This window comes from Bacillus infantis (genome assembly GCF_050107595.1).
GTDB classification, from domain to species: domain Bacteria; phylum Bacillota; class Bacilli; order Bacillales; family Cytobacillaceae; genus Bacillus_AB; species Bacillus_AB infantis_C.
Genome location: NZ_JBNILH010000001.1, coordinates 143,687 through 166,887 on the forward strand (window position 1 = coordinate 143,687; position 23,201 = coordinate 166,887).

Consider the following 23,201-nt stretch of genomic DNA (forward strand, 5'->3'; position numbering starts at 1 on the left):
GTCATGTATTCCATCAGGCACCTGGGATACATGAGTGTGGAGAAAAAAGAGAAGTCATGTATCCCAACAGGCTCCTGGGGTACATGAGTGTGGGGAAAAAAGGTAAGCCATGTATCGCAACCGGCTCCTGGGATACATGAGTGTGGAGAAAAAAGAGAAGTCATGTATCCCATCCTGTATCGGGATACATGACTTGTTCAGACAATCCCGCCTTTTTTATAGAAAACTCCTCTTCACCTTTTCCCAGAAGGAGTTGTCCTTAAGTTTGACGGTCTTGATTTGTTTGCCGCTCAGTTTGGCTTCAATTTTTTCGACATGCTGGATGCTTAGTGCTTCGTTGTCCATTCCCATTGTCGGGTGGTCATTGCCGTCCTGGATGACTCTGAGGGTCAGGCTGCGGCCGCTGCTCAGGATGAATGAAGAACCCAGTGTCCTGTAGCGGTTATTGTTCAGGGATGCCAGTTCGCTGACCTGGAGGCAGGGGAGCATAGGGTCAACGATGGCGCCATTGACCGATTTATTATAGGCTGTACTGCCTGTCGGGGTTGCGACAATCATGCCGTCGCCCCTGAAGGTTTCGAAATGGAGATTATCGATAAATACATCCATTACAAATGTTTTGATGATCGCAGACCGTATGCTGAATTCATTCAGGCAATAGAAGGAGGATTCATCATCCACCTTAATCTCCATGGTCGGATATCTCCTGACTTCGATCTGTTCATTGGCCATCGCTTCAATCATTTTGGATGTGTCATCCAGATGGAAATCGCAGTACATGCTCAATGTGCCGGTTGTAGAGATGCCTGCGTACAGGCAGTCCTCGCGGAAACCGGTCTTGCGGACGGCCTGAAGAAAGGTCCCGTCACCGCCAATGCTCACAATGATATTAGCCTGTTTAAAGTCATTGACTAGGGTAAATCCGTATTTTTCGGCCAGCTCATAAAGATGGCCTGCTTTTTCCATCATTTCAGAATCTTTCTTATGGTAAAAATATAAGTTTCGGCGCGTCACTTTCATTCCTCCCATTCAAAATGATAATATTTGCGTATGATTGGTATTTTGCGGCAATAACGTTTATTGTCATCAGTGTACATGTTTTTGAAACATTTTAAAAGTTATTGCGTATTAACACATGGAAAAGGAAAAAAGGAGGAGAAGTTATGAATGGAAAAAGATGGGCGGCTCTAGGGATAGCTGCTGCACTGCTGTTTTTCTCCATAATTACTAGTGTGCTGTCGACTTTCGCATTTAGGAATGCCGAAAGCACATTTGCGGATCTGTTTCCGGTTGATGAAGCATTTGCCGAAGAAATTATTGAACAGGGCAGCAGTACAAAGAAAATTGCCGTCCTGAATGTAGATGGGACCATCCAGGATGCCGGAGATGCCAGCTCACTGTTTGCCAGTCCCGGCTATAACCACAAAACTTTCATGAAAAAGCTGGACCATGTTAAAGAGGATGATAGCGTGAAAGCGGTCATTCTCCGCGTAAATTCCCCAGGGGGCGGTGTAGTGGAAAGCTCGGAGATCCATGATAAGATCGTGGAAATCCAGAAGGAAGCGAAAAAGCCTGTGTACATATCAATGGGATCAATGGCTGCTTCCGGCGGCTATTATATTTCTGCTCCGGCCGAGAAAATTTATGCCAGTCCGGAGACGCTTACAGGTTCCCTCGGTGTCATCATGCAGGGCTATAATTATGCAGGCCTTGCAGAAAAGTATGGCGTGGAATTCGTAACGATCAAAAGCGGGCCTTATAAAGATATCATGAGCCCTACAAGGGACATGACCGAAGAAGAACGGGAGATCCTCCAGTCTATGATCGACAATTCTTATGAAGGCTTTGTTAAAGTCATTTCAGAAGGAAGGGGCATCCCGGCAGAACAGGTACGGAAAATCGCTGACGGACGGATTTATGACGGCCGCCAGGCAAAAGAGCTGAATCTGATTGATGGTTTCGGCTTCTTTGAAGATGTTGTCGATGAACTGAAGAAAGACCATAAGCTTAAGGGTGCACAGGTTGTCAGCTATTCGGAAAATATGGGCTTTGGCTCCCTGTTCAGCATGGGTGCAAGGAAAGTAATGGGCGATGATATTGAAATGGCCGGCATGATGAAGCTATTGTCACAGCCGAATGCCCCGCGCCTGATGTACATGTATTCAGAATGAGGAGGGATGGCAAATGACCACAATAGACAGCCATTTGGAAAAAGATTCTCCTGCTGACAATCATTCACCAGCCAGCCAGCCCTATGAAGATCATTTGGCAGCACCCCGTTTTGCCGGTTTCTGGATGAGGTTCTGGGCCTATCTGGCCGATCTCATTGTCATTGGCAGCATTAATCGCATCATTGTGCATCCAATTTTTCGGGCGGCGGATCTTCCCCTTGCTGATTCGGGGATTTTCACTCCGGCAAATATCGTTACAAGCATCATCTTTTACGCCTATTTTGTCCTGATGACAAAGTATTTCAGGCAGACGCTCGGGAAAATGATATTTGGGCTGAAAGTAATCAGTCTTAAAGATGAAGAAATGTCCTGGAGCACCATATTGTTCAGGGAGTGGGTCGGGCGCTTCATTTCCGCCACTATCTATATTGGCTATATCATTGTCGCTTTTCTGCCGAAAAAACAGGGGCTTCATGACCTGTTTGCCGATACAAGCGTCATTCACGAAAGAAAATAACGGATAATTGAAAGAATCAACCTGCCGGCCTGCTGCCGGCAGGTTTATTTTTTTTCCCAAAAGGAAAGCCTAGATTTAGCGTCTGGATATCTTTAGCAGAATCATAATGCGAAAAAATACACCAGCCCGTTAATAGGGGGTGATCGGATGTGGTGGGTGATCCTGGGGGCAGCTGCAGCAGTCATTCTGCTTTTGCTCATTATTCTTCTTTTCTCAAAGCTTACAGTTTTCTTTAACTTCTATCATGGCCAGGATAATGACCATATATCAATAAAGTTCAGGGCCTGGTTCGGCCTTATCCGCTATAACATACAGGTTCCGCTGATAAAAATTGATGATAACTCCCCTTCCATTGTTGTTGAAGAGAAATTAGAAGCCGGCCAGAAGGAGGAGAAAAAGCAGGAAGACCGGAAAAAATTCACGCCGGAGGACTTCCTGGACAGTCTCAAGGATGCCGAGGAGCTGATACGGCATGTATTTGGCCTGCACATTATTATCCGGAGATTTCTGAAAAAGGTGGCAATCAGGGATATCGAATGGCATACATTGGCCGGAATTGGGGATGCGGCGCATACTGCTGTCCTTGCCGGGGTAATCTGGTCTGCAAAAGGAAGTCTGATCGGCTTCCTCAGCCACTATATGAGGATGAGGGACATGCCCGTTTTGTCGGTGACCCCCCATTTCCAGGCAGCTGTTTCCCAAACCCGTTTTTCATGTATGTTTCAATTCCGCATCGGGCAAGCTATGTTGGCAGGAATTAAACTGATTAAATATTGGAAAGGCGGAATGCCGGACTTTAGGACAAAGCCGTTATCCGTGCTATCTGATAATAAAACAAAATCCGTTTAGATGAGGAGGAAGTTTACTATGTCTGATCATCCGATACAAGGCTTGATGACGACCGCAATGGAAAATCTGAAAGAAATGATTGATGTGAATACAATCATCGGGGACCCGGTTGAAACTCCTGATGGAAGTGTGATCCTTACCGTATCAAAGGTTGGATTTGGATTTGCAGCAGGCGGCAGTGAGTTTATGCTTGAAGGATCAGGCCGCGAGGGAGAAGGCAAGCCGAAGCATCCGTTTGGCGGAGGAAGCGGCGGCGGGGTTTCCATTACGCCGATTGCTTTTTTAATCGTGAGTTCCCACGGAGTTAAAATGGTCCACCTGGACGAAAGCACACATCTTTATGAAAAAATCCTTGATTTGGCCCCTCAGGCTGTTGATAAGATCCAGCAGATGATGTCAAAAAATAACGGATCAGGAAGCAGCGGCCAGGATGGAAAGAGCGAAGGCCAAAGCAGCCAGAACCGCTCGAACGAATACAATGGACCAAAGCATGACCTGGACTTCTAAAATGGTTGTTTGAAGAGGCTGGCCTTCGTCCCCGGAGACAGCCTTTTCTATTGCAAAAATGGAATGGCTTTTCATTGCAAAAAGATTTTCCAGGAAGTATGATTGCACTGTACATATATGAAAAATAAGGAGGAAGAAACCAATGGCATCAATTACTTTTAAAGGAAATCCGGTTACTTTGCTGGGGAATGAAGTGAAAGCAGGAGACCAGGCTCCGGAATTTAAAGTGCTTGCCAATGACTTATCTGAGGTGACGCTTGCGGATTCCAAGGGCCAGGTAAGACTGATCAGTGTTGTTCCCTCTATTGACACAGGCGTTTGCGACGCCCAGACGCGCAGATTCAATGAAGAAGCATCAAAGCTTGATAATGTAAAAGTTCTTACAGTCAGCGTAGACCTTCCTTTCGCACAGAAGCGCTGGTGCGCGGCTGCCGGCATTGAAAATGTCCAGACAGTTTCAGACCACCGCGATCTTTCGTTCGGTGAAGCGTACGGGGTAGCGATCAAGGAGCTCCGCCTTCTTGCACGCGCAGTATTTGTTGTTGATTCCAACGACAAAGTGGTTTATGCCCAATATGTGAGCGAGGCAACTGACCATCCTGACTATGAAGCCGCAGTGGAAGCTGCAAGGCAAGCTGAATAATTCTTCTAGGAACCCCGGGCAATCGGGGTTTTTGTATGCCTTTAAGAATGCACAGGCTGCGTTACCGGATCCCCTGACTGCAGGCGGCGGGCTTGTGATCCTGCCGGAACCCCGTTACAATAAGACAATAATATTTTAGCAGGAGGAATGAATTAGTGAGTATCACTCCCGTAGAAGAACTGTTCTCAGTCTTTAACGAAACAGCTATGATCTTGCAGGAAGAACTGCAATGTACATATTTAGAGGCGCTTGCAGAAACAGGCGATAATATTTTTCAAGAGTCCATTCTCCAGGACGGGCTCAGTGAGCTGAACGTGAAAAGGCTGAAAAAAAGCTATGAGACGCTGAATCTTGACCTTTATACAAGCGAGAATATCAGAAAGTCGTTTCAGCTGGCGATTTTAAAGGGCATGAAGGAAAATGTGCAGCCAAACCATCAAATGACACCGGATGCTGTCGGAATGCTGACGGGTTACCTTGTGAATAAATTTGTCGGGGCAAAATCTTTCCGCCTTCTGGATCCGGCGGTAGGGACAGGCAATCTCCTTACTACTGTCATCAATCAGCAGGAAGGAAAGAGCATTGAAGCTGTCGGGTCAGACGTGGACGACCTTCTCATCAAGCTTGCCTACATCAATGCCAATCTTCAGAAGCACCCGATCCAATTCTATAACCAGGACAGCCTTGAGCCGCTGTTCATTGAAAGCGTGGATGCAGTCATCAGCGACCTTCCAGTTGGGTATTATCCCAACGACATAAGGGCGCAGGAGTATGAACTGAAGGCAGACGAGGGCCATTCTTATGCCCATCATCTTTTCCTGGAACAGAGCATGCGCCATGTAAAGGAAGGCGGCTATCTATTCCTTATTGTGCCTAATGGCCTGTTTGAAAGTGAACAGGCGGACAAGCTGAAGGAGTATATAGGCAAGACAAGCATCATCCAGGGCCTGCTTCAGCTGCCAGAAACATTGTTTAAAAATAAAAATGCCGCAAAAAGCGTTTTTATCCTACAGAAAAAAGGTGAAGGGGTCACAGCTCCGAAGCAAGCCTTGCTTGTGAACATGCCGAGCCTATCAAAAACTGAACAGGTCGAGAGGATCCTTAAGCAGGTGGACGCCTGGTTCAGGGAAAACAAGTTATAAAGACAAAAGCATGATTCCAAAGTGGATCATGCTTTTACTTTTTGCATGAGAAGCCAATAATTAATGGGGCTGTCCACCCTCAATACCTGCCCGCAGAAGTCTTCAGGATGAGGGGTATGCGAATGCTGCAGCATTAATCGGCAGTCTTTAAAGGGAAGTTTTGTTTTAGCAGAAGAGCCGCAGGGGTAATGGGGAAATAAGAAGCGAAGATAACCGAAATGTCGGAATACACTTAATTTTTACTGTAAACGATACCAATTATGAATGTTCCTTGAAATCATGCAAGTACAGTGATTAAATGGGGAATTGAGAGATAAAATGATGCCAGTTGCACACAATAAATGTGTACCACATCAGGCATTAGATAAGCATCAGTGTTATATAAAGGCTGGCATCCTGGAGGGAAGAGAGATACATTTTCCCCTTGGTCCCCATTGCACTGGTTAAACATACAGGACGTATGCGAGTCCGCATTTAAAAGGAGCGACATATCGTGGCGAAAATTATTGCAATTAATGCTGGAAGTTCTTCATTGAAATTTCAATTATTTGAAATGCCAAACGAAGAAGTAATTACAAAAGGTTTAATTGAAAGAATTGGTCTGAATGATGCGGTTTTCAGTATTTCTGTCAACGGCGAGAAGCAGACGGAAGTAACGGAAATCCCTGACCATGAGGTTGCAGTCAAGCTTCTGCTCAATAAGCTGACTGATCTAAAGATCATTGAATCCCTGGATGAAATTGAAGGAATCGGCCACCGTGTAGTACACGGAGGAGAAGAGTTTGCAGATTCTGCAGTGATCACGGAAGAGGTGCTCAACAAAATCGATGCCCTTTCCGAGCTGGCGCCTCTGCACAACCCTGCAAACATTACGGGAATCAAGGCATTCCAGCAGGTGCTTCCAAATGTGCCGGCAGTAGCTGTTTTTGATACTGCATTCCATCAGACAATGCCTGAGAGCTCGTTCCTGTACAGCCTTCCTTATGAGTATTATGAGAAGTTCGGCATCCGTAAATACGGCTTCCACGGAACTTCACATAAATATGTATCAGAGCGTGCAGCAGAGCTTCTTGGCCGTCCGCTTGAGCAGCTTCGCCTGCTTTCCTGCCACCTGGGGAACGGTGCGAGCATCGCGGCCATCGAAGGCGGAAAATCAATCGATACATCCATGGGCTTTACACCGCTTGCCGGTGTGACAATGGGTACCCGTTCAGGGAATATTGACCCTGCTTTAATTCCATTCATCATGGAGAAAACAGGCAAGTCAGCTGATGAAGTACTTAATGTACTGAATAAAGAGAGCGGGATGCTTGGAGTTTCCGGTTTCTCAAGCGACCTTCGCGACATCGAGGTACAAGCATCTGAAGGCAACGAAAGAGCAGAGCTTGCTCTTGAAGTGTTTGCAAACCGGATCCACAAATATATCGGCTCTTATGCTTCCCGCATGTACGGTGTAGATGCCATTATCTTTACAGCGGGCATCGGCGAAAATAGTGCAGAAATCCGTGAGCGTGTTCTTCAGGGACTGGAATTCATGGGCGTATATTGGGACCCTGCATTGAACAAGGTCCGCGGAGAGGAAACATTCGTAAACTATCCTCACTCACCGGTCAAGGTCATCGTCATCCCGACAAATGAAGAAGTTATGATCGCCAGGGATGTAGTAAGGCTTGCGAAATAATATTTGAATTACTGGAAGGACAAAGGAGCCGAGGCTTCTTTGTCCTTTTGTTTTTCTGCCTTCTCCATTCAATGAAACAGGAATTGCCTGAACCTATATGCTATACTGAACAAAAACACTGGCAAGGAGGATGAAGATATGGCTTTAAACGGACGGGAAGAACAGGCTCTATCTGAGATTGCACAATGGGAAGACAAGCTGGCGCAGTATGAATCCAATGATTTGGAGCTGACCTATGACAAATATTTAGAAAAGGCATTCCTGCTGCTTCCTGATAAGACTCAGCAGCAATTTTTTGCGTCCCTGGATAACTGGCTGTTCCATCTCCATGCCTTGATCCAAAGCTCACAGCTCCAGCTGGATGCAAAGGAACGGATCCTTTCTGCTGGACGCATCTTTGATGAGGGCATTGAAACAGTGGAAGATCTGGCCTCATTAGATATCAATCAGCTGCAATACATAGCCAATCAGCAGATTGCACGCCACCGCCTTTACTCATTTGCACAGGGAGGGGCTTCCGGGACCGGCGGAGTGCTGCTGCTTGGATCCGATCTTCCTGCCATGGCTGTCATCAATTTGCGTGCAGTCCAGCTCATTGCAATGACATATGGAATTGAAGTGAACACGCCTTATGAGATGATGGCTTCCTTAAAGGTGTTTTGCGCATCGATCCTGCCTCCGCGCCTGCAGGGACAGGCTTGGGAGCAGCTTTTGGCCGAACTGGAGAATGCGGAAGAAGCTTATTTTTATGAGGGGCAGGAGGAACTGACAGACATCGCATGGATGGGCCAGCCAATTAAACAGCTTTTTAAAGGCCTGGCTATAGCGGCATTCAAAAGGAAATCCATCCAGGGCATCCCGCTTGTCAGCATGGCCATAGGAGCTGGGGCAAACTATCAGTTTACCAGGAAGGTCACTGGTTTCGCCCACAAATATTATCAGTACAGGTATTTGCTGAAGAAACAGGGAGAAGTGCGATGAGCAGCGAAGAACATAAAAAAGCAGCTCCAAAAACAGTCAACTGCAAAATCATTACCATCAGTGATACGAGAAATCCGGAGACTGACAAAAGCGGAAAGCTGATGAAGGAGTTCCTTGAAGCGGAAGGCCATCTGGTATCTTCCTATCAGATTGTGGCGGATGAAAAAGAAAAAATCAGCGAGGCGGTTCTGGAGGGATGTTCAGACCCGGAGATCGATGCAGTACTTACCAATGGAGGGACTGGAATTGCTTTAAGGGACGTAACCATTGAAACGGTGAGCGCTCTTTATCAAAAGGAAATTACCGGCTTCGGGGAATTATTCCGGATGCTAAGCTACCAGGAGGACATCGGCTCGGCTGCAATCCTCTCCCGCGCTTCTGCTGGCATCATTGAGAATACGGCAGTCTTTTCCACACCGGGATCATCGGGTGCAGTAAGGCTGGCTATGAATAAATTAATCATCCCGGAGCTCGGGCATGTTGTAAGGGAAATAAAGAAGGATCTTAAATAAAATGAAGGCGGGGTGCCATTATGGCGCCCCGCCTTTTTGCTTTCGTGCACATTATTTCTGTAGAGCTAATTCAGCGGTGCAGTTTTCCCCTGATTTCCTGATTGGCCCTGTACCACAGCCAAAGATCGTTGATGATGGAAGCAAGGTCCGCGATCTCGCTGTTCAGTCTGCATGAAAGCTCAAAATTTTCTTCATCTGCAAGCTGATCCTGCCTGCCGTTTATCTGCGACTCAAGCTCTGAAATCCTGTCCGGGATCCCCCCGCGGATTTTCTCCCATGTATACAGGATTTCCTGGCGCTCTTCCTGCGGGTACTCTTCCCACTCGCCATCCAGCACAGGAACCGCAATCCCCAGGCGTCCATCCAAAACAAAAACATCCTCCATCTCATCCGTCCCCCAAAAATAGGCTGCTTTTATTGTACATGGTGACAGGCACCTATACCAGCCGGCCGACTGGTACAGGTGCCTGTCACCATGGGTGATGTGATAAATTTTTATACATTTTAACGAATAACTATTGAATTAATCCTGGAATATTGTTAGAGTAATAACTAGTTAATTGTATAAAAACATAATTTAAATGAATATTTATTCGTTTATCTATAGAGGAGGAAATTTTCATGTCAAATCAAAAAGTTGTTTTAGCATATTCAGGCGGACTGGATACTTCTGTGGCGATTAAATGGCTTGGCGACCAGGGTTACTCGGTGGTTGCATGCTGCCTTGACGTTGGGGAAGGCAAAGATCTGAAGTTCATCCAGGAAAAGGCGCTAAAAGTGGGAGCCGTCCAGTCATATGTGCTGGATGTGAAAGAAGAGTTTGCGAATGAATATGCACTAGCAGCCCTTCAGGCGCACGCTCTTTATGAAGGCAAATACCCGCTTGTATCCGCTCTTTCAAGGCCTCTTATTGCTAAAAAGCTTGTTGAAGTGGCTGAAAAGGAAGGCGCCGTTGCGGTTGCCCATGGCTGTACAGGAAAAGGAAATGACCAGGTAAGGTTCGAGGTATCGATCCAGGCGCTTAATCCAGATCTCAAGGTGCTCGCGCCTGTAAGGGAATGGAAATGGTCCAGAGAAGAAGAGATCCAATATGCAAAGGATAATCATATCCCGATTCCGATCAATCTGGATTCCCCCTTCTCCATAGACCAAAACCTCTGGGGCCGCAGCAATGAATGCGGAATCCTGGAAGATCCATGGGCTGCACCGCCTGAAGAAGCATACGATCTGACAACCAGCCTTGAGTATACGCCTGACACCCCTGATATCGTGGAAATTGAATTCAGCAAAGGGGTGCCGGTAAGCCTGAACGGCAAAGTTTATCCGTTATCCGAATTGATCCTTGAGCTGAACCTTATGGCAGGCAAGCATGGGATCGGCCGCATTGACCATGTTGAGAACAGACTTGTCGGCATCAAATCAAGGGAAGTATATGAATGTCCCGGAGCCATGACGCTGATCAAAGCGCATAAAGAACTTGAAGACCTTACCCTTGTGAAAGAGCTTGCCCATTTCAAGCCAGTCATCGAGAAAAAACTGACTGAGCTGATCTATGAAGGGCTCTGGTTCTCACCATTGAAAAAGGCTTTAACGGCTTTCCTTGAGGAAACGCAAAAGCATGTGACTGGAACTGTAAGGGTGAAACTGTTCAAGGGGCACAGCATCGTCGAAGGCAGAAAATCTCCTTATTCCCTTTATGATGAAAAGTTGGCCACTTATACCTCTGAAGATGAATTCGACCATAATGCTGCTGTTGGCTTCATCCAGTTATGGGGTCTGCCGACCAAGGTTCAAAGCATTGTACAGAATAAGAAGGTGACAGTGTGAAGAAACTTTGGGGAGGAAGATTCACGAAATCGGCAGAGGAATGGGTGGATGAATTCGGCGCCTCCATCTCCTTTGACCAGGAGCTTGTTGAGGAGGATATAGAGGGAAGCCTTGCGCACGTGGAAATGCTGTCCCGCTGCGGCATCATTGAAAAAGAGGAAGCAGCACAGATCCAAAAGGGGCTCAAGCTGTTAAAGGAAAAATCCCAGGAAGGGGAGCTTCCTTTCTCCGTAAAGCTTGAGGATATCCATCTGAACCTGGAAAGCCTGCTTACGGACGAAATCGGGCCTGTCGGCGGCAAGCTTCATACAGGCAGAAGCAGGAATGACCAGGTAGCAACAGATATGCACCTGTATTTAAAGAAACAGGCAGCACATGTTATCGAGCTGATTGAAGAGCTCCAGGCAGCACTGCTTTCCCAGGCAGAGGAGAATGTGGAAACCCTCATGCCGGGCTATACTCATCTTCAGAGAGCCCAGCCCATTTCGTTTGCGCATCACTTGATGGCTTATTTCTGGATGCTGGAAAGGGATAAGGAGAGATACAGTGAGAATCTGAAAAGGATCAATGTTTCTCCTCTTGGTGCAGGCGCCCTTGCCGGTACAACCTTTCCGATCGACCGCGAGCTGACAGCGAGTCTGCTCGGCTTTGATAATATTTATGAAAACAGCATGGATGCCGTAAGCGACAGGGATTTTATCCTTGAATTCCTCTCAGCAAGCAGCATCCTGATGATGCACCTGTCCCGTTTCAGCGAGGAAATCATTCTCTGGTCCAGCCAGGAATTCCGGTTCATTGAGCTCGATGACAGCTTTGCGACAGGGAGCAGCATTATGCCGCAAAAGAAAAACCCGGATATGGCAGAGCTGATCCGCGGAAAAACAGGCCGTGTCTATGGCAATCTTGTCGGCCTGCTTACGGTGCTGAAGGGGCTGCCTCTTGCTTATAACAAAGATATGCAGGAAGATAAAGAGGGAATGTTTGATACGGTTAAAACGGTTATTGGCTCACTTAAAATTTTTTCCGGCATGGTCGGGTCCATGACGGTTAACAGTGAAGTAATGGAAAATGCCACGAAAAGCGATTTTTCCAATGCGACAGAACTGGCTGACTATCTTTCCGGTAAAGGCTTGCCATTCAGGGAAGCGCATGAAATTGTCGGGAAGCTTGTACTTGACTGTGTGAATAGATGCTGCTTCCTTTCCGGCCTGCCAATGGATGTATATAAAGAGGCAAGCGCACTTTTTGAAGAGGATATTTATGAAGTCCTTGACCCGAGAGCGGCTGTCGCGAGAAGGAACAGCCAGGGGGGCACAGGGTTTGCCCAAATAAAAAAGGCGCTGGAAAAAGCAAAAGGGCGCCTGAAGGACAAAGTCTATTCATAACAATAAAGGCCGCTGCCGGGAGGCAGCGGCCTTTAACTTTTATTCCGGGTCTTTTTCGGTCCTGACCACAAGCACATCACAAGGGGCATAGCGGGTGATATGCTCGGAAACGCTGCCGATGAGGAAGCGTTCGACTGCATTCAAACCAGTTGCCCCGCAGACGATCAGATCTGCATGCTGGACCTTGGCAATTTCCTTGGGGATCTTCACTTTCGGAGAACCATAATCTGTCACATATTCCACATCTTCTACTCCAGCCTCCACTGCTTCCTGCTGATACTTTTTAAGCAGCTCGCCTGCAAATGTGTCAGCCCTTTCAGCAATTGTCCTGTCATAGGCTTCGACAGTTGCAAAGGTGCGTGTATCGATGATATGGGCAAGGGTCAGCCTGGCTTTGTTCCTGACCGCTATCCCGACTGCCTTCTTGAAGGCCCATTCCGCCTCTTTGGAGCCGTCTACTGCTACTAAAATGTTTTTATACGTGAGCGTCATTTGCATCTCCTCCTTTTACCTTTATTATACATTACCCCAAAATGCATAACTGTTACAGAAATTCGAAAGATAGTAAAGATGAAAAAAATTTATAAGGGGGAAATGACGATGCCAAAAGAGCCAAAAGGGCAGTCTCATTATATCTATGACGATCAGGGACACAGCCAGGTAAGTGCACAAATCATGGATTCGTACAACAGCGGTGTCATCGACCAGGAAAATGGAAGAGTCGACACTTACAGCAGCAAAGAGGAAACAAAATAAAACATTGAAAAAAGTGCAGGGCGTTTGCCTTGCGCTTTTCCCTTTATTGCCTCCCTTTTCGCAGCTGAAGACAGATGTAAAGGGAAGCGGTGGCTATAAATGAAACAAAGCCTGGAGAAGCATTTTCTGGCAGGAGGCTGTAAAAAATGATCCCAAAAGCCATGCTGATGATCGCCTGCTTATTTACAAAACCAGGCTCCCGCAGGACGAGCAGATCTGCTTCAGTCAGCTTCCGCCTTTTTACAAAAAGAAAATCTGCTGCAATAACCGCAGAAATGGGAATGACAAAGGTGCCGAGCAGAGATATGTATTTCTGCGCTGATTCAACGATATCAGGGAAGCAGCTCAGAATGACCGCAGCGAGCCCGAATAGACATGCACTTTTTATCCTTCCAAGCCCCTGGAGTGTATTCAGCAGACTGAATCCGCCTGTATAGGCGTTATTCAGGTTAATGGAAATCATGGACATCATGGCACAGGCGAAAATCAGCACCAGCAGGGGAACAGAAGATGTGAGGGTGCTTGCAGACACAAAAGGATTCAGCTCTCCCAGGAGGCTTGCAGACAGTGCGCCTAAAACGGCTGTGACCGCAAAGCCAGCTGTATTTCCTGAAAAAAGCCCCCAAAAAGCCCCCCGTTCTGATTTCGCGTACCTTGCCATATCAGAAGAGGCACTGACTCCTGAAACGTATTGGACAAAAGCCAGGCTTGAATAGAACAGGAATGAAGAAAGCTCCCAGCCGCCATGGTTTAGAATCGGACTGTAATCAGTCTGGCCCGCTTTTTGGATCAGCAGGACAAATAGTGCAGCCTGGCCGATCAGCAGAAATGGCATAAAATAACGTGTTGCCTTTTTCACCGCATCAAAGCCGACAAGAGCCAATATGGCCATGATCAGGGCAAGGCAGACCGAAACTGCCAGAAAAGGCAGCCTGACAGAAAAAAGCCTGCTCCCCAGCTCAGTCAGTACAGCGGTCCCGCCAATCGTCTGAACAGCAAACCAGTATAAGGATGTCAAAGTACGGATCGGGGACGAAACATATCTTGCCGCCCCTGTGCCAAGCATGCTTCTGATTGCATATTGGGCAGGAAGTCCGTAGCGGGATCCGGGAAGCGTCAAGAAGGACACAAGCAGAAAGGCGAAAGCAGCCCCAATCATAGTGGATGCCACGGCAGCATAAAAAGAAAGCCCCCCTGAAATCACGGCAAGTGCAGGGACAAGGAAATTCCCCGAATTTACCGAAAAGGCCATCTGCAGAATCGTGAAATCATACCAGGGAGTTTGTTTAAGGTGGGAGGGAACGGCCTCCAGCCCAAGCTGCTCAATTTTTCCCCTGCTGTCTTGTTGTATGTTGGCAGTTGAAGCCATACTTGCATCAGCTCTCTTTCTAACACCCATTTTACAATAAGCAGTGCTGCCGCAGGATATTTTTTTATCGCCGGCCCGCAAAGATGTCATCATCACCTAATAACTATGCAATTTTAACCAGAGCGTATCATGACGGCAATGTAAGGGTTTGCAGGCAATATAAAAATTTTTCTTTCTTCTTTTCCTATAAAGGTGTTATAGTAGTATCGGTTCTATCCTATTTACTATATTTTGCAGGAGGTATGCAGCATGCGTATCGGAATACCCAGAGAGATAAAAAACAATGAAAATCGTGTCGCAATGACACCGGCTGGCGTTGTCAATTTGCTGAATTTTGGCCATGAAGTATTTATTGAAACCCAGGCTGGCATGGGATCCGGTTTCACTGATGAAGATTATACAGCTGCTGGCGCGAAAATTGTAAACAGTGCAGAGGAAGCATGGTCCATGGAAATGGTCATGAAGGTAAAAGAGCCCCTGCCTAGTGAATATGCTTATTTCCGCGAAGGCTTGATTTTATTTACATACTTGCATTTAGCTCCAGAGCCGGAGCTGACGAAGGCTCTGATTGATAATAAAGTGGTTGGGATCGCTTATGAAACGGTCCAGCTTGCCAATAATGCGTTGCCCCTTTTGACCCCTATGAGCGAGGTTGCCGGAAGGATGGCTTCCCAGATCGGAGCGCAGTTCCTGGAGAAGGTCCACGGCGGCAAAGGGATTCTATTATCCGGTGTGCCTGGCGTGCAGCGCGGAAAAGTGACGATCATCGGCGGAGGTGTTGCCGGTACCAATGCAGCTAAAATGGCGGTAGGACTTGGTGCAAAGGTGACTATCATCGACCTGAGCCCGGAACGCCTGCGCCAGCTGGATGATATCTTCGGTAATGATGTGACAACATTAATGTCCAATCCATATAATATTGCGGAAGCAGTCAAAGATTCTGATCTGGTAATCGGTGCGGTTCTTATTCCGGGAGCAAAAGCGCCAAAGCTTGTGACAGAAGAAATGATCATGAGTATGAACCCAGGCTCTGTCGTGGTTGATATTGCGATCGACCAGGGCGGGATCTTTGAGACGACTGACAGGATCACTACTCATGACAATCCAACTTATGAAAAGCATGGCGTCGTTCATTACGCGGTCGCCAATATGCCTGGCGCTGTGCCGCGCACATCGACGATTGCCCTGACAAACGTCACTGTGCCGTATGCGGTCCAGATCGCCAATAAAGGCTATAAGCAGGCATGCGCTGATAATGAAGCTTTGCTGAAGGGCATTAATACCCTTAACGGCTATGTTACGTATAAAGCTGTAGCCGAGGCACATGGCCTTGACTATTCTGATACAGCGACACTGCTTGAGCAGCAGTAAAACAGAAAAGATCCGGAGCAGCTGCTCCGGATCTTTTTGTTGTTAAGGAATTTATAAATTGTAAGACTTGTGGATAATTTTCAATTCTTGATCCACGTCCAGCAGCTGCGCCGAGGTCACAAGCGAACCCCCCCAAAAAAGGCAAAGAACGCCTTCCCGGGAGGTTCGTCTTGAGGCCCCCAGGAAGGGGATCATGCAGACGTTGCCACAGGACGCGGCGTTTTTAGTCTGCGTTCCTTAAGGGTGATCAAGGCGCTTGCGCTTTTGTTCCGTCAATCAGACAAATTGAAGTTCCTTCGGGAATTTCGTTAAAATCTCAACGCCGTTTTCTGTTACGGCCAAATCATCTTCAATCCTGACTCCGGCAGTACCAGGTACATAGATGCCAGGTTCAATGGTAAATACCATGCCTTTTTCAAGCTGGAGGGAGTTGGCTGAAGTCAATGAAGGATATTCATGTACACTCACTCCGAGACCGTGGCCAAGGCGGTGAGGGAAGTATTCCCCATAGCCGGCCTCTGCGATGATATTCCTTGCCGTCATATCTATTTCAGAGCAGGCAGCCCCCGGCTTTGATGCCTCCACGGCAGCCAGCTGCGCTTTAAGAACTGTATCATATATTTCTCTCTGCTTCTCGCTGATCTCCCCGTATGCGACAGTGCGGGTAATGTCTGAGCAGTAGCCGTCGACTACGACACCCAAATCAAAAAGGACAAGATCGCCTTTCTTGATTTTGGTCATTCCCGGAGTTCCGTGCGGGGAAGCGCCGTTTGCGCCGGTCAGGACCATCGTGGAGAAGGACATTTCATTGATGCCCTTTTTCTTCAAGGCATACTCGACCGCAGCGAGGACATCCATCTCGGTCTTTCCTTCTTTAATTTCCTCACAGCCTGTTTGAATGGCAAAATCGGCCAGGGCGCAAGCTTCACGGATGATTTTCAGCTCCTTCTCATCCTTCACCATCCTTAGCTTTCTCAGCTTCTCTTCGGCAGAAACGAATGCTCCGCCGGAGAATAAAGCAGAAATTGCCTCGTATCGCTCTACATTCATATGTTCTTTTTCAACTGCAGCCCTGCTGACTTTTTGATTCCTTTTCTGGATGGCCGACGAGATGAATTCCCAAGGATTATCCGTATCGCTGTAGCCGATGATTTCATAATTCCATCCGGCATTCTTTGCATCATTTTTTTCCATCCCGGGGCAGACAAGGAAAGGCTCTTCATCCTGGAAAACGCCCAGGCCAAGGAGGCGTTCGTGAGGATCGCTGAGAAACCCGCTTAAATAAAAGACATTATCGGGAGAAGTGATAAAGCTGAAGTCTATATTCTCTTCCTTCATCCATTGTGATAACTTGCTGATTCTGCTGTCCATGCAAAAAACCTCCTAAATCGTATGTAAGTGCAGTTTGCTTCACGTTAATTGTAAACTTTTAATTGTGAATAAGAAAGGGTATAGGACTATATCCAGGAGGAAATCCTGTATTTTTGTTGAACATTAGTTTACATAAGAATTTGAAGGGAGAAGATAGCGATGAAGGTTTCATACCATGGGCATGCTGTCGTAAAAATTGAAACAAAAGGCAAAGTGATCTTATTCGATCCATTCATCACAGGCAATGAACTGACAGACCTGAAGGCAGAGGACGTCAAACCGGATGTCATTATCCTGACACACGGCCACAGCGACCATCTGGGAGACACAGTAGAGCTGGCAAGAAACAATGATTCTCTTGTCATTGCAAATGCCGAGCTTGCAGCTTACTTAGGCTGGCAGGGCATCAAGACGCATGCGATGAGCATCGGGGGCGCTTATGAGTTCGACTTTGGAAAGGTAAAGCTTACACCTGCCATTCATGGCACGGGACTGATGACAGAAAATAAAGAGATTATCTATCTTGGCATGCCGGCCGGCGTTCTTTTCATGGCTGAGGGCAAAACGGTTTACCATGCAGGAGATACTGCATTATTTTCCGATATGAAGCTGATCGGCGACCGTCATCCGATTGATGCTGCATTCCTTCCGATTGGAGATAACTTCACAATGGGTCCTGAGGATGCAGCATATGCAGCTGAGCTGCTGCAGGCAGGGGTGACAGTCCCTATCCATTTTAATACTTTCCCTCCGATCAAACAGGATCCGCAAAAATTCATTGAAATGCTTCCTGAAGGCAAAGGCAAGGTGCTTGAAGCGGGAGAATCCATCGAACTGTAAGTGCAGCTGCGGCTGCACTTCTTTTTTTCTGTAAAGGAATTTATAAATTGTAAGTCTTGTGGATAAATATCAATTCTTGATCAACGTCCAGCAGCTGCGCCGAGATCACAAGCCAAACCTCCCAAAAAGGCAAGAACGCCCTTCCGGGAGGTTCGTCTTGAGGCCCCCAGGAAGGGGGGGCATCCAGACGCTGCCACAGGTCGTGGCGTTCTTAGTCTGTGTTCCTTAAGGGTGATCAAGGCGCTTGCGCTTTTGTTCCTGCAACCAAACTCTCCTTCTCTAAAGGTCTTTTTCAGGCATGTCCGCATAGATATAAAATAGAAAAAGGAGGAGTTGCAATGAAGAACAATCGGTATTTACTGTGTATCCTGCTGTGCGGGATGATGCTATACTATGCGGTCCCGAAGCTGTCGATTGAAAGCCCGGGGGCGGAAGGCATTTTTGCCGGGGTCTGGCTGCTGCTGGCCCTGTTTGTGATGGCCGGCAATTTATCCGGACTCCTGTTTTCGCAAGTCAAAGCAAAGGCAAGGCTTTCTGCGGGAGCAGCAGCCAAAAGGAAAAAGAGGCCGGCCAGGAGCTTCAGCAAGTAGCCTGAAGGCTTCAGTTCTGCGATCATTTGTTATAACATCAATAGTAAAATTGAATCGGCCGGGAATTCACCTTATAATAAAATAAGAAAATTTTACAAGATGAACAGCAATTTTAAATAAAGGGTGAAGGTTTTGGCTACTAAGCATGAACAAATTCTGCAATATATAGATGAGCTTCCGATCGGTGAAAAAATATCCGTCAGGCAAATAGCAAAGGCCTTGTCAGTGAGTGAGGGGACGGCTTACCGTGCAATCAAGGATGCTGAAAATAAAGGCTATGTGAGCACGATTGAAAGAGTAGGCACCATCAGGATCGAAAGGAAGAAAAAAGAGAATATTGAAAAACTGACATTTGCTGAAGTGGTCAATATTGTAGACGGGACTGTCCTTGGAGGGCGCGACGGCCTCCATAAGACTCTCAACAAATTCGTGATCGGCGCCATGAAGCTGGAAGCCATGATGCGCTATACAGGCGCCGGAAACCTGCTGATCATAGGGAACAGGACACGCGCCCATGAGCTTGCCCTGAAAGCAGAGGCGGCGGTCCTGATCACAGGCGGATTTGATACGGATGATGAAGTCAAAAAGCTGGCAGATGACCTTCAGCTGCCAATCATCTCTACAAGCTATGATACGTTTACTGTAGCCACGATGATCAACAGGGCCATCTATGATCAGCTGATCAAAAAAGAGATTGTCATGGTGGAGGATATATTGACCCCTCTTCAGGAAACGGTATTCCTTAATTCCTCTGAAACTGTCTCAGACTGGCATGGCCGCAACAGGGAAACCCTTCACAGCCGCTTCCCTGTCGTGGATCAGAATATGAAAATCCAGGGCATGATCACTTCGAAGGATATTATGGGACATGCTCCGGACGCAGCTATCGATAAACTGATGACCAAAAGCCCGATGACTGTAAACGGAAAGACAAGTGTAGCTTCTGCCGCCCATATGATGGTCTGGGAAGGCATCGAGGTCCTTCCTGTTGCGGATGAGGCAAACCGGCTTCAGGGAATCATCAGCAGGCAGGATGTGCTCAAGGCGCTGCAGATGATCCAAAGGCAGCCGCAGGTGGGTGAGACGATAGATGATACCGTAACAAGCCAGCTGGTCCTGTCGCGCGGAAAGGCAAGGGGAGAAGATGTATACCGCTGCGAGGTCAGCCCCCAAATGACCAATCCGCTCGGCACCATCTCTTACGGCGTGTTCACAACCATTGTCACCGAAGCAGCCAACAGAGTCCTGAGAAGCTATAAAAAAGGGGATCTTGTCGTAGAGAATATGACCATCTACTTCCTAAAGCCCGTCCAGATCGACAGCATACTCGAAATCGTCCCGAAAATACTTGAGGCAGGGCGCAAATTCGGCAAAGTAGACGTAGAAGTCTTCAGCGAAGGCATCCTCGTAGGGAAAGCCATGATGATGTGCCAGCTCATTGACCGGCATTAAGAAAAGTGGAGGGCGCTTGCCCAGAGACGGCGACAAGGATAAGACGAACAGAGCGAATGATTTGCTCTTTAACCTTTGGCGCTGTTAAAGTTCAGTGTTGATATAAAAAATAAAAAATGGGCTTCCTGATTTGTGGAAAGTTCCATTTTGTAAGATTTGCTTGTTAAGCTGATGCGCCCTATAGTTAAAATCTATTTAAGAGCAATCCCAGTCCAGCCATAAAAGAGCGGATCCTTCCCGGACCTGAATAGGGATCAATGATAGGTTGAAAAATAAGCGGAGAAATTCCCCCTAATTTCAAAAAAGCGCTAAAAATAGCTCAAATAGACGGAGAGATTCCGGCTATCGATTCAAAAAACAGGAAAATGGGCAACCTCGCTCCGCTTAAACGGAAATCTTCCGCTTATTTGCACCTAATCGTGCCATATTCAGCAATTAACCGGAGAATCTCCGCTTATTTAAGCCCTGCTGGTCACTCAAATAAGGCTTCCTGCTTTTATATTTCCATTTAATCAAATCTTCAACAACAGACTTTAACAGAGCCTAACCTTTTGATCTGCTTAACTTAAAACCTCGAGGGGCTAGCGCCCGGAACTGGACTGTTTTAGAAGATCGAAGAGGAATAACTGTAAATGATAAAAGCGGAGGCGGCTTGCCCATGAGGCAGCATCCGCATCTTTAACCAAGCCATAAATAAAAGCCGCTTCCATAAGGAACGGCTTTTTGAAAAAGGCTTCAATTTTGCTGTTTGCGAATTTCTTCTGCTTCCTTAGCGGCATATGGGAGATAGTGCTGGTAGGCTTTAAAGCCTGCCCAGACATTGATTCCGCCGAGAATAATGAAGACAGCAGCGACAATATAGGTGACAGTTGTGCTGTAAAGGAAGAGCTGGTTGATGCCGAATAAGGCGACAAACAGTCCCAGCGCGATGCTTGACTTGGCAGACAGCCACTTTTTTTCCGCAGGCCTCTGGCTTCTTACAGTCTTTATTTTATAGAATACATAGAATGCAATGGAAATAATAATCAGTATGACTAAAACAGGCATTTGAATTCCTCCGGGATCATTCTCTTAAGATTAGTTTAAGTGACAGCTGATTATGAGCCGGCACCTCTATTATTTTAACGATAATCAGGAGGAAAAGCCATAAAAAGAGCAGGACGTTTCTTTTTCTTTTGATTCTTTTATGCTAATAATTAGATATTCTTTCTAAAAGGAGATCACAATGAAAGCAAAAATTCTTGATGAAATAAAAAAATATGATTCCATCATCATCCACCGCCATGTAAGGCCTGATCCTGATGCATACGGCTCCCAGGGCGGGCTTGCGGAAATTATTAAAACTTCTTTCCCGGAAAAAAAGGTATATACGGTCGGGAAGGAGGAAGAGTCGCTAAACTTCATGAGGCGGCTTGACAGCATCCCGGATGAAGCCTATAAAGGGGCTTTGGTCATTGTGTGCGACACAGCCAATCAGGAGCGTGTCTGTGATCAGAGATATACGATGGGCGATAAGCTCATTAAGATCGACCATCACCCGAACGAAGATCCTTATGGCGACCTTATGTGGGTTGATACCGATGCCAGCTCTGTCAGTGAAATGATCTATGAATTCTACCTGGATGGGAAAGATGCCGGTTTAAAGATGTCTGATGAGGCAGCAAGGCTGATATACGGGGGAATTGTCGGGGATACGGGACGGTTCCTGTTTCCGAGCACAACGGAAAAAACCTTTGAAATTGCTGGAGAATTGATCCGCTATAACTTTTCCCGTACAGATCTTTATGACAAGATGTACGAGCTGAAGCCGAATGTGGTCAAACTGAACGGATATGTCCTGCAGAATTTCGAGGTTCTTGCAAATGGGGCAGCATCCGTGACTATCAGCAGGGAGCTTCAGGAGCAATACGGACTTAAGGCCTCAGATGCATCCCTTCTTGTCGGGGTGCTTGGCAATGTCCAGGGAATCAAAGCGTGGGTATTCTTTATAGAGGAAGAAGACCAGATCAGAGTCCGACTCCGTTCAAAAGGGCCGGTCATCAATGGCCTGGCCAAAAAGTATAAAGGCGGAGGACATCCTCTGGCAGCAGGTGCTTCCATCCATTCATGGGAAGAAAAGAACAATGTCATCAAAGATTTGGAGGAAATCTGCCAGTAACAGGGCTGAAAGGGCGCCGGCTAAATGGGCGCCTTTCCTTAATCTTCAAATGATATCTTCAGGGAAATCGTCAATGTTGTGAAAATAACCATTTCACTTACTTCAAGGCGGTATCTTTTATCATTGATGCGGAATGTCCGGTTTTCGATGACTTTCCTGATCAGCCCTGTGCTTTTCGATACGCTTTCCATATCCTTGGCCACCAGAATTCTTATATCCTCCTTGACGCTGTCCTCGACCTGAAGCACACTCAATGTATCAAGCTTGTATTTATCGGCGTTTGTTATTTTTACTTTTATGTCCTGGACAGTCATCTGTTTAAGGCTTTTCTTGTTCTGTTCCTTGAAGCTCTCCTGCCATAGCTTGATATCATTTCTTAGCCCTGCAATTGTTTCTTCCTGTTTTTCTATCTTAAAACTATAATCCTCCTGCCATACGCCGAAGATAAACAAAAAGATGAACCAGCTGACAGCGCCGCCAATGGCCATGCCGGCAAACAGCTGCTGCCATGCCGGCTTCCTGTAGTAAGGAGGAATCCTCATGATATATGCTCCTGTGTGAGCCAGCTGATGATCAATGCCCCCGTTTGTGCTCCGCCCAATGCGGAAAGAATGAGCATGAACTGTTTGAAGATATCTTTTGTCTCTCCCTGAAACAGCCCTCTTTCAAAACTGTATACAGCATCAAAAGTCCCCCCGATCGCGGCGACGATCGCCCAGATCCTGATCATATTGGAGAGGCGGAACACCTCAGTCAGAGGCGGCTTGCCGGTCAGGAAAGCTGCAAGTCCCCCGATAATCGATCCGCCGATCAAAACACCCAGTGCAATAAAATAGCTTTCCATCATTGAAGCAAAAAATGGCTGGTGTTTCATAGTGTAATCCTTCCTTATCGAGATAGTCGCTCGTTTAAAAGATTCATAAATTTCCCCTATTCCATCTTATGGACAAACTTCGGCCATTATGTTCATGATCAGGAAAGATTAGAGGGATTTTTAAGGCAGATGAGCAAGGCTTTTCCGGATTTCTTTTTGTCCAGCTCCAGCGGCTAGAGACTCGAGTCATAAGCCACCTGAGAAT

The 23,201-nt window shown here is 46.9% G+C and carries 25 protein-coding genes; 17 read left to right on the plus strand and 8 right to left on the minus strand.

Features of this window, described 5'->3' with window-relative positions:
- Positions 1 to 216: 216 nt before the first annotated feature.
- Positions 217 to 1,020, minus strand: coding sequence for an NAD kinase (locus tag ACQCVH_RS00760; RefSeq protein ID WP_426834039.1), 804 nt, complete (start codon positions 1,018 to 1,020; stop codon positions 217 to 219).
- Between the two features lie 143 nt (positions 1,021 to 1,163).
- Here ACQCVH_RS00760 and sppA point away from each other — a divergent pair, with 143 nt between their 5' ends.
- The 9 genes from sppA to ACQCVH_RS00805 all read left to right on the plus strand — a co-directional run bounded on the left by sppA (position 1,164) and on the right by ACQCVH_RS00805 (position 9,003).
- Entirely contained in the window at positions 1,164 to 2,171 is a 1,008-nt protein-coding gene (gene sppA / locus ACQCVH_RS00765) for a signal peptide peptidase SppA (protein WP_426834040.1), read from the plus strand.
- Positions 2,172 to 2,184: 13 nt separating this feature from the next.
- A complete protein-coding gene (locus ACQCVH_RS00770; protein WP_426834041.1) occupies positions 2,185 to 2,688 on the plus strand; it encodes an RDD family protein in 504 nt (167 codons plus the stop codon).
- 147 nt (positions 2,689 to 2,835) lie between these two features.
- Positions 2,836 to 3,537 carry a DUF2953 domain-containing protein gene (locus ACQCVH_RS00775; RefSeq protein ID WP_426834042.1) on the plus strand — a complete coding sequence of 234 codons (702 nt, stop codon included), beginning with the start codon at positions 2,836 to 2,838 and terminating at the stop codon, positions 3,535 to 3,537.
- Between the two features lie 18 nt (positions 3,538 to 3,555).
- Positions 3,556 to 4,044 (plus strand): GerW family sporulation protein, encoded by a 489-nt coding sequence (gene ytfJ, locus ACQCVH_RS00780; protein ID WP_426834043.1) that lies wholly within the window; start codon positions 3,556 to 3,558, stop codon positions 4,042 to 4,044.
- 142 nt (positions 4,045 to 4,186) lie between these two features.
- Positions 4,187 to 4,687, plus strand: a complete 501-nt coding sequence (gene tpx, locus ACQCVH_RS00785) for a thiol peroxidase (RefSeq protein ID WP_009795332.1) — start codon at positions 4,187 to 4,189, stop codon at positions 4,685 to 4,687.
- Between the two features lie 155 nt (positions 4,688 to 4,842).
- A complete protein-coding gene (locus ACQCVH_RS00790; protein WP_426834044.1) occupies positions 4,843 to 5,829 on the plus strand; it encodes a class I SAM-dependent methyltransferase in 987 nt (328 codons plus the stop codon).
- A 493-nt stretch (positions 5,830 to 6,322) separates the two neighbouring features.
- Positions 6,323 to 7,510, plus strand: a complete 1,188-nt coding sequence (locus ACQCVH_RS00795; protein WP_426834045.1) for an acetate kinase — start codon at positions 6,323 to 6,325, stop codon at positions 7,508 to 7,510.
- 138 nt (positions 7,511 to 7,648) lie between these two features.
- Complete coding sequence (locus tag ACQCVH_RS00800) at positions 7,649 to 8,491, plus strand: EcsC family protein (protein ID WP_426834046.1); 843 nt, start codon at positions 7,649 to 7,651, stop codon at positions 8,489 to 8,491.
- Positions 8,488 to 9,003, plus strand: a complete 516-nt coding sequence (locus tag ACQCVH_RS00805; RefSeq protein WP_426834047.1) for a MogA/MoaB family molybdenum cofactor biosynthesis protein — start codon at positions 8,488 to 8,490, stop codon at positions 9,001 to 9,003. Before ACQCVH_RS00800 ends, ACQCVH_RS00805 begins: the two co-directional genes overlap by 4 nt.
- 70 nt (positions 9,004 to 9,073) lie before the next feature.
- On the opposite strand, the gene ACQCVH_RS00810 is transcribed toward ACQCVH_RS00805, so the two are convergent.
- Positions 9,074 to 9,388 (minus strand): hypothetical protein, encoded by a 315-nt coding sequence (locus ACQCVH_RS00810; RefSeq protein ID WP_426834048.1) that lies wholly within the window; start codon positions 9,386 to 9,388, stop codon positions 9,074 to 9,076.
- 236 nt (positions 9,389 to 9,624) lie between these two features.
- Between ACQCVH_RS00810 and ACQCVH_RS00815 the strand changes: the two genes are divergently transcribed.
- Positions 9,625 to 10,830 (plus strand): argininosuccinate synthase, encoded by a 1,206-nt coding sequence (locus ACQCVH_RS00815; protein ID WP_426834049.1) that lies wholly within the window; start codon positions 9,625 to 9,627, stop codon positions 10,828 to 10,830.
- Positions 10,827 to 12,215, plus strand: a complete 1,389-nt coding sequence (argH, locus tag ACQCVH_RS00820; protein WP_426834050.1) for an argininosuccinate lyase — start codon at positions 10,827 to 10,829, stop codon at positions 12,213 to 12,215. The genes ACQCVH_RS00815 and argH overlap by 4 nt, the downstream gene beginning before the upstream one ends.
- Positions 12,216 to 12,254: 39 nt before the next feature.
- Here the strand turns inward: argH and ACQCVH_RS00825 are convergent, their stop codons facing one another.
- Complete coding sequence (locus ACQCVH_RS00825) at positions 12,255 to 12,707, minus strand: universal stress protein (RefSeq protein WP_426834051.1); 453 nt, start codon at positions 12,705 to 12,707, stop codon at positions 12,255 to 12,257.
- A 108-nt stretch (positions 12,708 to 12,815) separates the two neighbouring features.
- On the opposite strand from ACQCVH_RS00825, the gene ACQCVH_RS00830 reads away from it, so the two are divergent.
- Positions 12,816 to 12,971: a hypothetical protein gene (locus ACQCVH_RS00830; RefSeq protein ID WP_224898436.1), complete on the plus strand. Its 156-nt coding sequence runs from the start codon at positions 12,816 to 12,818 to the stop codon at positions 12,969 to 12,971.
- Positions 12,972 to 13,014: 43 nt separating this feature from the next.
- Here the strand turns inward: ACQCVH_RS00830 and ACQCVH_RS00835 are convergent, their stop codons facing one another.
- Complete coding sequence (locus ACQCVH_RS00835) at positions 13,015 to 14,340, minus strand: purine-cytosine permease family protein (RefSeq protein ID WP_426834052.1); 1,326 nt, start codon at positions 14,338 to 14,340, stop codon at positions 13,015 to 13,017.
- 249 nt (positions 14,341 to 14,589) lie between these two features.
- On the opposite strand from ACQCVH_RS00835, the gene ald reads away from it, so the two are divergent.
- Complete coding sequence (ald, locus tag ACQCVH_RS00840; RefSeq protein ID WP_426834053.1) at positions 14,590 to 15,711, plus strand: alanine dehydrogenase; 1,122 nt, start codon at positions 14,590 to 14,592, stop codon at positions 15,709 to 15,711.
- Between the two features lie 276 nt (positions 15,712 to 15,987).
- Here the strand turns inward: ald and ACQCVH_RS00845 are convergent, their stop codons facing one another.
- Positions 15,988 to 17,082: a M24 family metallopeptidase gene (locus tag ACQCVH_RS00845; protein ID WP_426834054.1), complete on the minus strand. Its 1,095-nt coding sequence runs from the start codon at positions 17,080 to 17,082 to the stop codon at positions 15,988 to 15,990.
- A 159-nt stretch (positions 17,083 to 17,241) separates the two neighbouring features.
- Here ACQCVH_RS00845 and ACQCVH_RS00850 point away from each other — a divergent pair, with 159 nt between their 5' ends.
- The 3 genes from ACQCVH_RS00850 to ACQCVH_RS00860 all read left to right on the plus strand — a co-directional run bounded on the left by ACQCVH_RS00850 (position 17,242) and on the right by ACQCVH_RS00860 (position 19,964).
- On the plus strand, positions 17,242 to 17,922 hold the full coding sequence (locus ACQCVH_RS00850; RefSeq protein ID WP_426834055.1) for a metal-dependent hydrolase: 681 nt from the start codon (positions 17,242 to 17,244) through the stop codon (positions 17,920 to 17,922).
- A 338-nt stretch (positions 17,923 to 18,260) separates the two neighbouring features.
- Positions 18,261 to 18,512, plus strand: a complete 252-nt coding sequence (locus ACQCVH_RS00855; protein WP_426834056.1) for a hypothetical protein — start codon at positions 18,261 to 18,263, stop codon at positions 18,510 to 18,512.
- A 132-nt stretch (positions 18,513 to 18,644) separates the two neighbouring features.
- The gene (locus tag ACQCVH_RS00860) at positions 18,645 to 19,964 is read left to right on the plus strand and encodes a DRTGG domain-containing protein (RefSeq protein ID WP_426834057.1); all 1,320 of its coding nucleotides are present in this window, start codon (positions 18,645 to 18,647) and stop codon (positions 19,962 to 19,964) included.
- Positions 19,965 to 20,699: 735 nt separating this feature from the next.
- Here the strand turns inward: ACQCVH_RS00860 and ACQCVH_RS00865 are convergent.
- A complete protein-coding gene (locus ACQCVH_RS00865; protein ID WP_224898449.1) occupies positions 20,700 to 21,011 on the minus strand; it encodes a YtpI family protein in 312 nt (103 codons plus the stop codon).
- A 178-nt stretch (positions 21,012 to 21,189) separates the two neighbouring features.
- Here ACQCVH_RS00865 and ACQCVH_RS00870 point away from each other — a divergent pair, with 178 nt between their 5' ends.
- The gene (locus ACQCVH_RS00870) at positions 21,190 to 22,122 is read left to right on the plus strand and encodes a DHH family phosphoesterase (RefSeq protein ID WP_426834058.1); all 933 of its coding nucleotides are present in this window, start codon (positions 21,190 to 21,192) and stop codon (positions 22,120 to 22,122) included.
- 38 nt (positions 22,123 to 22,160) lie between these two features.
- Here the strand turns inward: ACQCVH_RS00870 and ytrI are convergent, their stop codons facing one another.
- Together ytrI and ytrH are read right to left on the minus strand one after the other, a co-directional pair.
- Positions 22,161 to 22,664: a sporulation membrane protein YtrI gene (ytrI, locus tag ACQCVH_RS00875; RefSeq protein WP_009791342.1), complete on the minus strand. Its 504-nt coding sequence runs from the start codon at positions 22,662 to 22,664 to the stop codon at positions 22,161 to 22,163.
- Positions 22,661 to 22,996: a sporulation membrane protein YtrH gene (gene ytrH, locus ACQCVH_RS00880; protein ID WP_009791343.1), complete on the minus strand. Its 336-nt coding sequence runs from the start codon at positions 22,994 to 22,996 to the stop codon at positions 22,661 to 22,663. Before ytrH ends, ytrI begins: the two co-directional genes overlap by 4 nt.
- Positions 22,997 to 23,201: the final 205 nt, after the last annotated feature.

What these genes read in the sequence shown, in the direction of transcription:
- ACQCVH_RS00855 (WP_426834056.1), top strand. Translation starts at nt 18,261, where the DNA reads ATGAAGAACAATCGGTATTTACTGTGTATCCTGCTGTGCGGGATGATG.
- ACQCVH_RS00865 (WP_224898449.1), bottom strand. Translation starts at nt 21,011, where the DNA reads ATGCCTGTTTTAGTCATACTGATTATTATTTCCATTGCATTCTATGTA.
- ACQCVH_RS00850 (WP_426834055.1), top strand. Translation starts at nt 17,242, where the DNA reads ATGAAGGTTTCATACCATGGGCATGCTGTCGTAAAAATTGAAACAAAA.
- ytrI (WP_009791342.1), bottom strand. Translation starts at nt 22,664, where the DNA reads ATGAGGATTCCTCCTTACTACAGGAAGCCGGCATGGCAGCAGCTGTTT.
- ald (WP_426834053.1), top strand. Translation starts at nt 14,590, where the DNA reads ATGCGTATCGGAATACCCAGAGAGATAAAAAACAATGAAAATCGTGTC.
- ACQCVH_RS00835 (WP_426834052.1), bottom strand. Translation starts at nt 14,340, where the DNA reads ATGGCTTCAACTGCCAACATACAACAAGACAGCAGGGGAAAAATTGAG.
- ACQCVH_RS00825 (WP_426834051.1), bottom strand. Translation starts at nt 12,707, where the DNA reads ATGACGCTCACGTATAAAAACATTTTAGTAGCAGTAGACGGCTCCAAA.
- ACQCVH_RS00815 (WP_426834049.1), top strand. Translation starts at nt 9,625, where the DNA reads ATGTCAAATCAAAAAGTTGTTTTAGCATATTCAGGCGGACTGGATACT.
- sppA (WP_426834040.1), top strand. Translation starts at nt 1,164, where the DNA reads ATGAATGGAAAAAGATGGGCGGCTCTAGGGATAGCTGCTGCACTGCTG.
- ytfJ (WP_426834043.1), top strand. Translation starts at nt 3,556, where the DNA reads ATGTCTGATCATCCGATACAAGGCTTGATGACGACCGCAATGGAAAAT.
- ACQCVH_RS00830 (WP_224898436.1), top strand. Translation starts at nt 12,816, where the DNA reads ATGCCAAAAGAGCCAAAAGGGCAGTCTCATTATATCTATGACGATCAG.
- ACQCVH_RS00845 (WP_426834054.1), bottom strand. Translation starts at nt 17,082, where the DNA reads ATGGACAGCAGAATCAGCAAGTTATCACAATGGATGAAGGAAGAGAAT.
- ACQCVH_RS00810 (WP_426834048.1), bottom strand. Translation starts at nt 9,388, where the DNA reads ATGGAGGATGTTTTTGTTTTGGATGGACGCCTGGGGATTGCGGTTCCT.
- ACQCVH_RS00770 (WP_426834041.1), top strand. Translation starts at nt 2,185, where the DNA reads ATGACCACAATAGACAGCCATTTGGAAAAAGATTCTCCTGCTGACAAT.
- ACQCVH_RS00760 (WP_426834039.1), bottom strand. Translation starts at nt 1,020, where the DNA reads ATGAAAGTGACGCGCCGAAACTTATATTTTTACCATAAGAAAGATTCT.
- ACQCVH_RS00870 (WP_426834058.1), top strand. Translation starts at nt 21,190, where the DNA reads ATGAAAGCAAAAATTCTTGATGAAATAAAAAAATATGATTCCATCATC.
- tpx (WP_009795332.1), top strand. Translation starts at nt 4,187, where the DNA reads ATGGCATCAATTACTTTTAAAGGAAATCCGGTTACTTTGCTGGGGAAT.
- ACQCVH_RS00805 (WP_426834047.1), top strand. Translation starts at nt 8,488, where the DNA reads ATGAGCAGCGAAGAACATAAAAAAGCAGCTCCAAAAACAGTCAACTGC.
- ytrH (WP_009791343.1), bottom strand. Translation starts at nt 22,996, where the DNA reads ATGAAACACCAGCCATTTTTTGCTTCAATGATGGAAAGCTATTTTATT.
- ACQCVH_RS00800 (WP_426834046.1), top strand. Translation starts at nt 7,649, where the DNA reads ATGGCTTTAAACGGACGGGAAGAACAGGCTCTATCTGAGATTGCACAA.
- ACQCVH_RS00775 (WP_426834042.1), top strand. Translation starts at nt 2,836, where the DNA reads ATGTGGTGGGTGATCCTGGGGGCAGCTGCAGCAGTCATTCTGCTTTTG.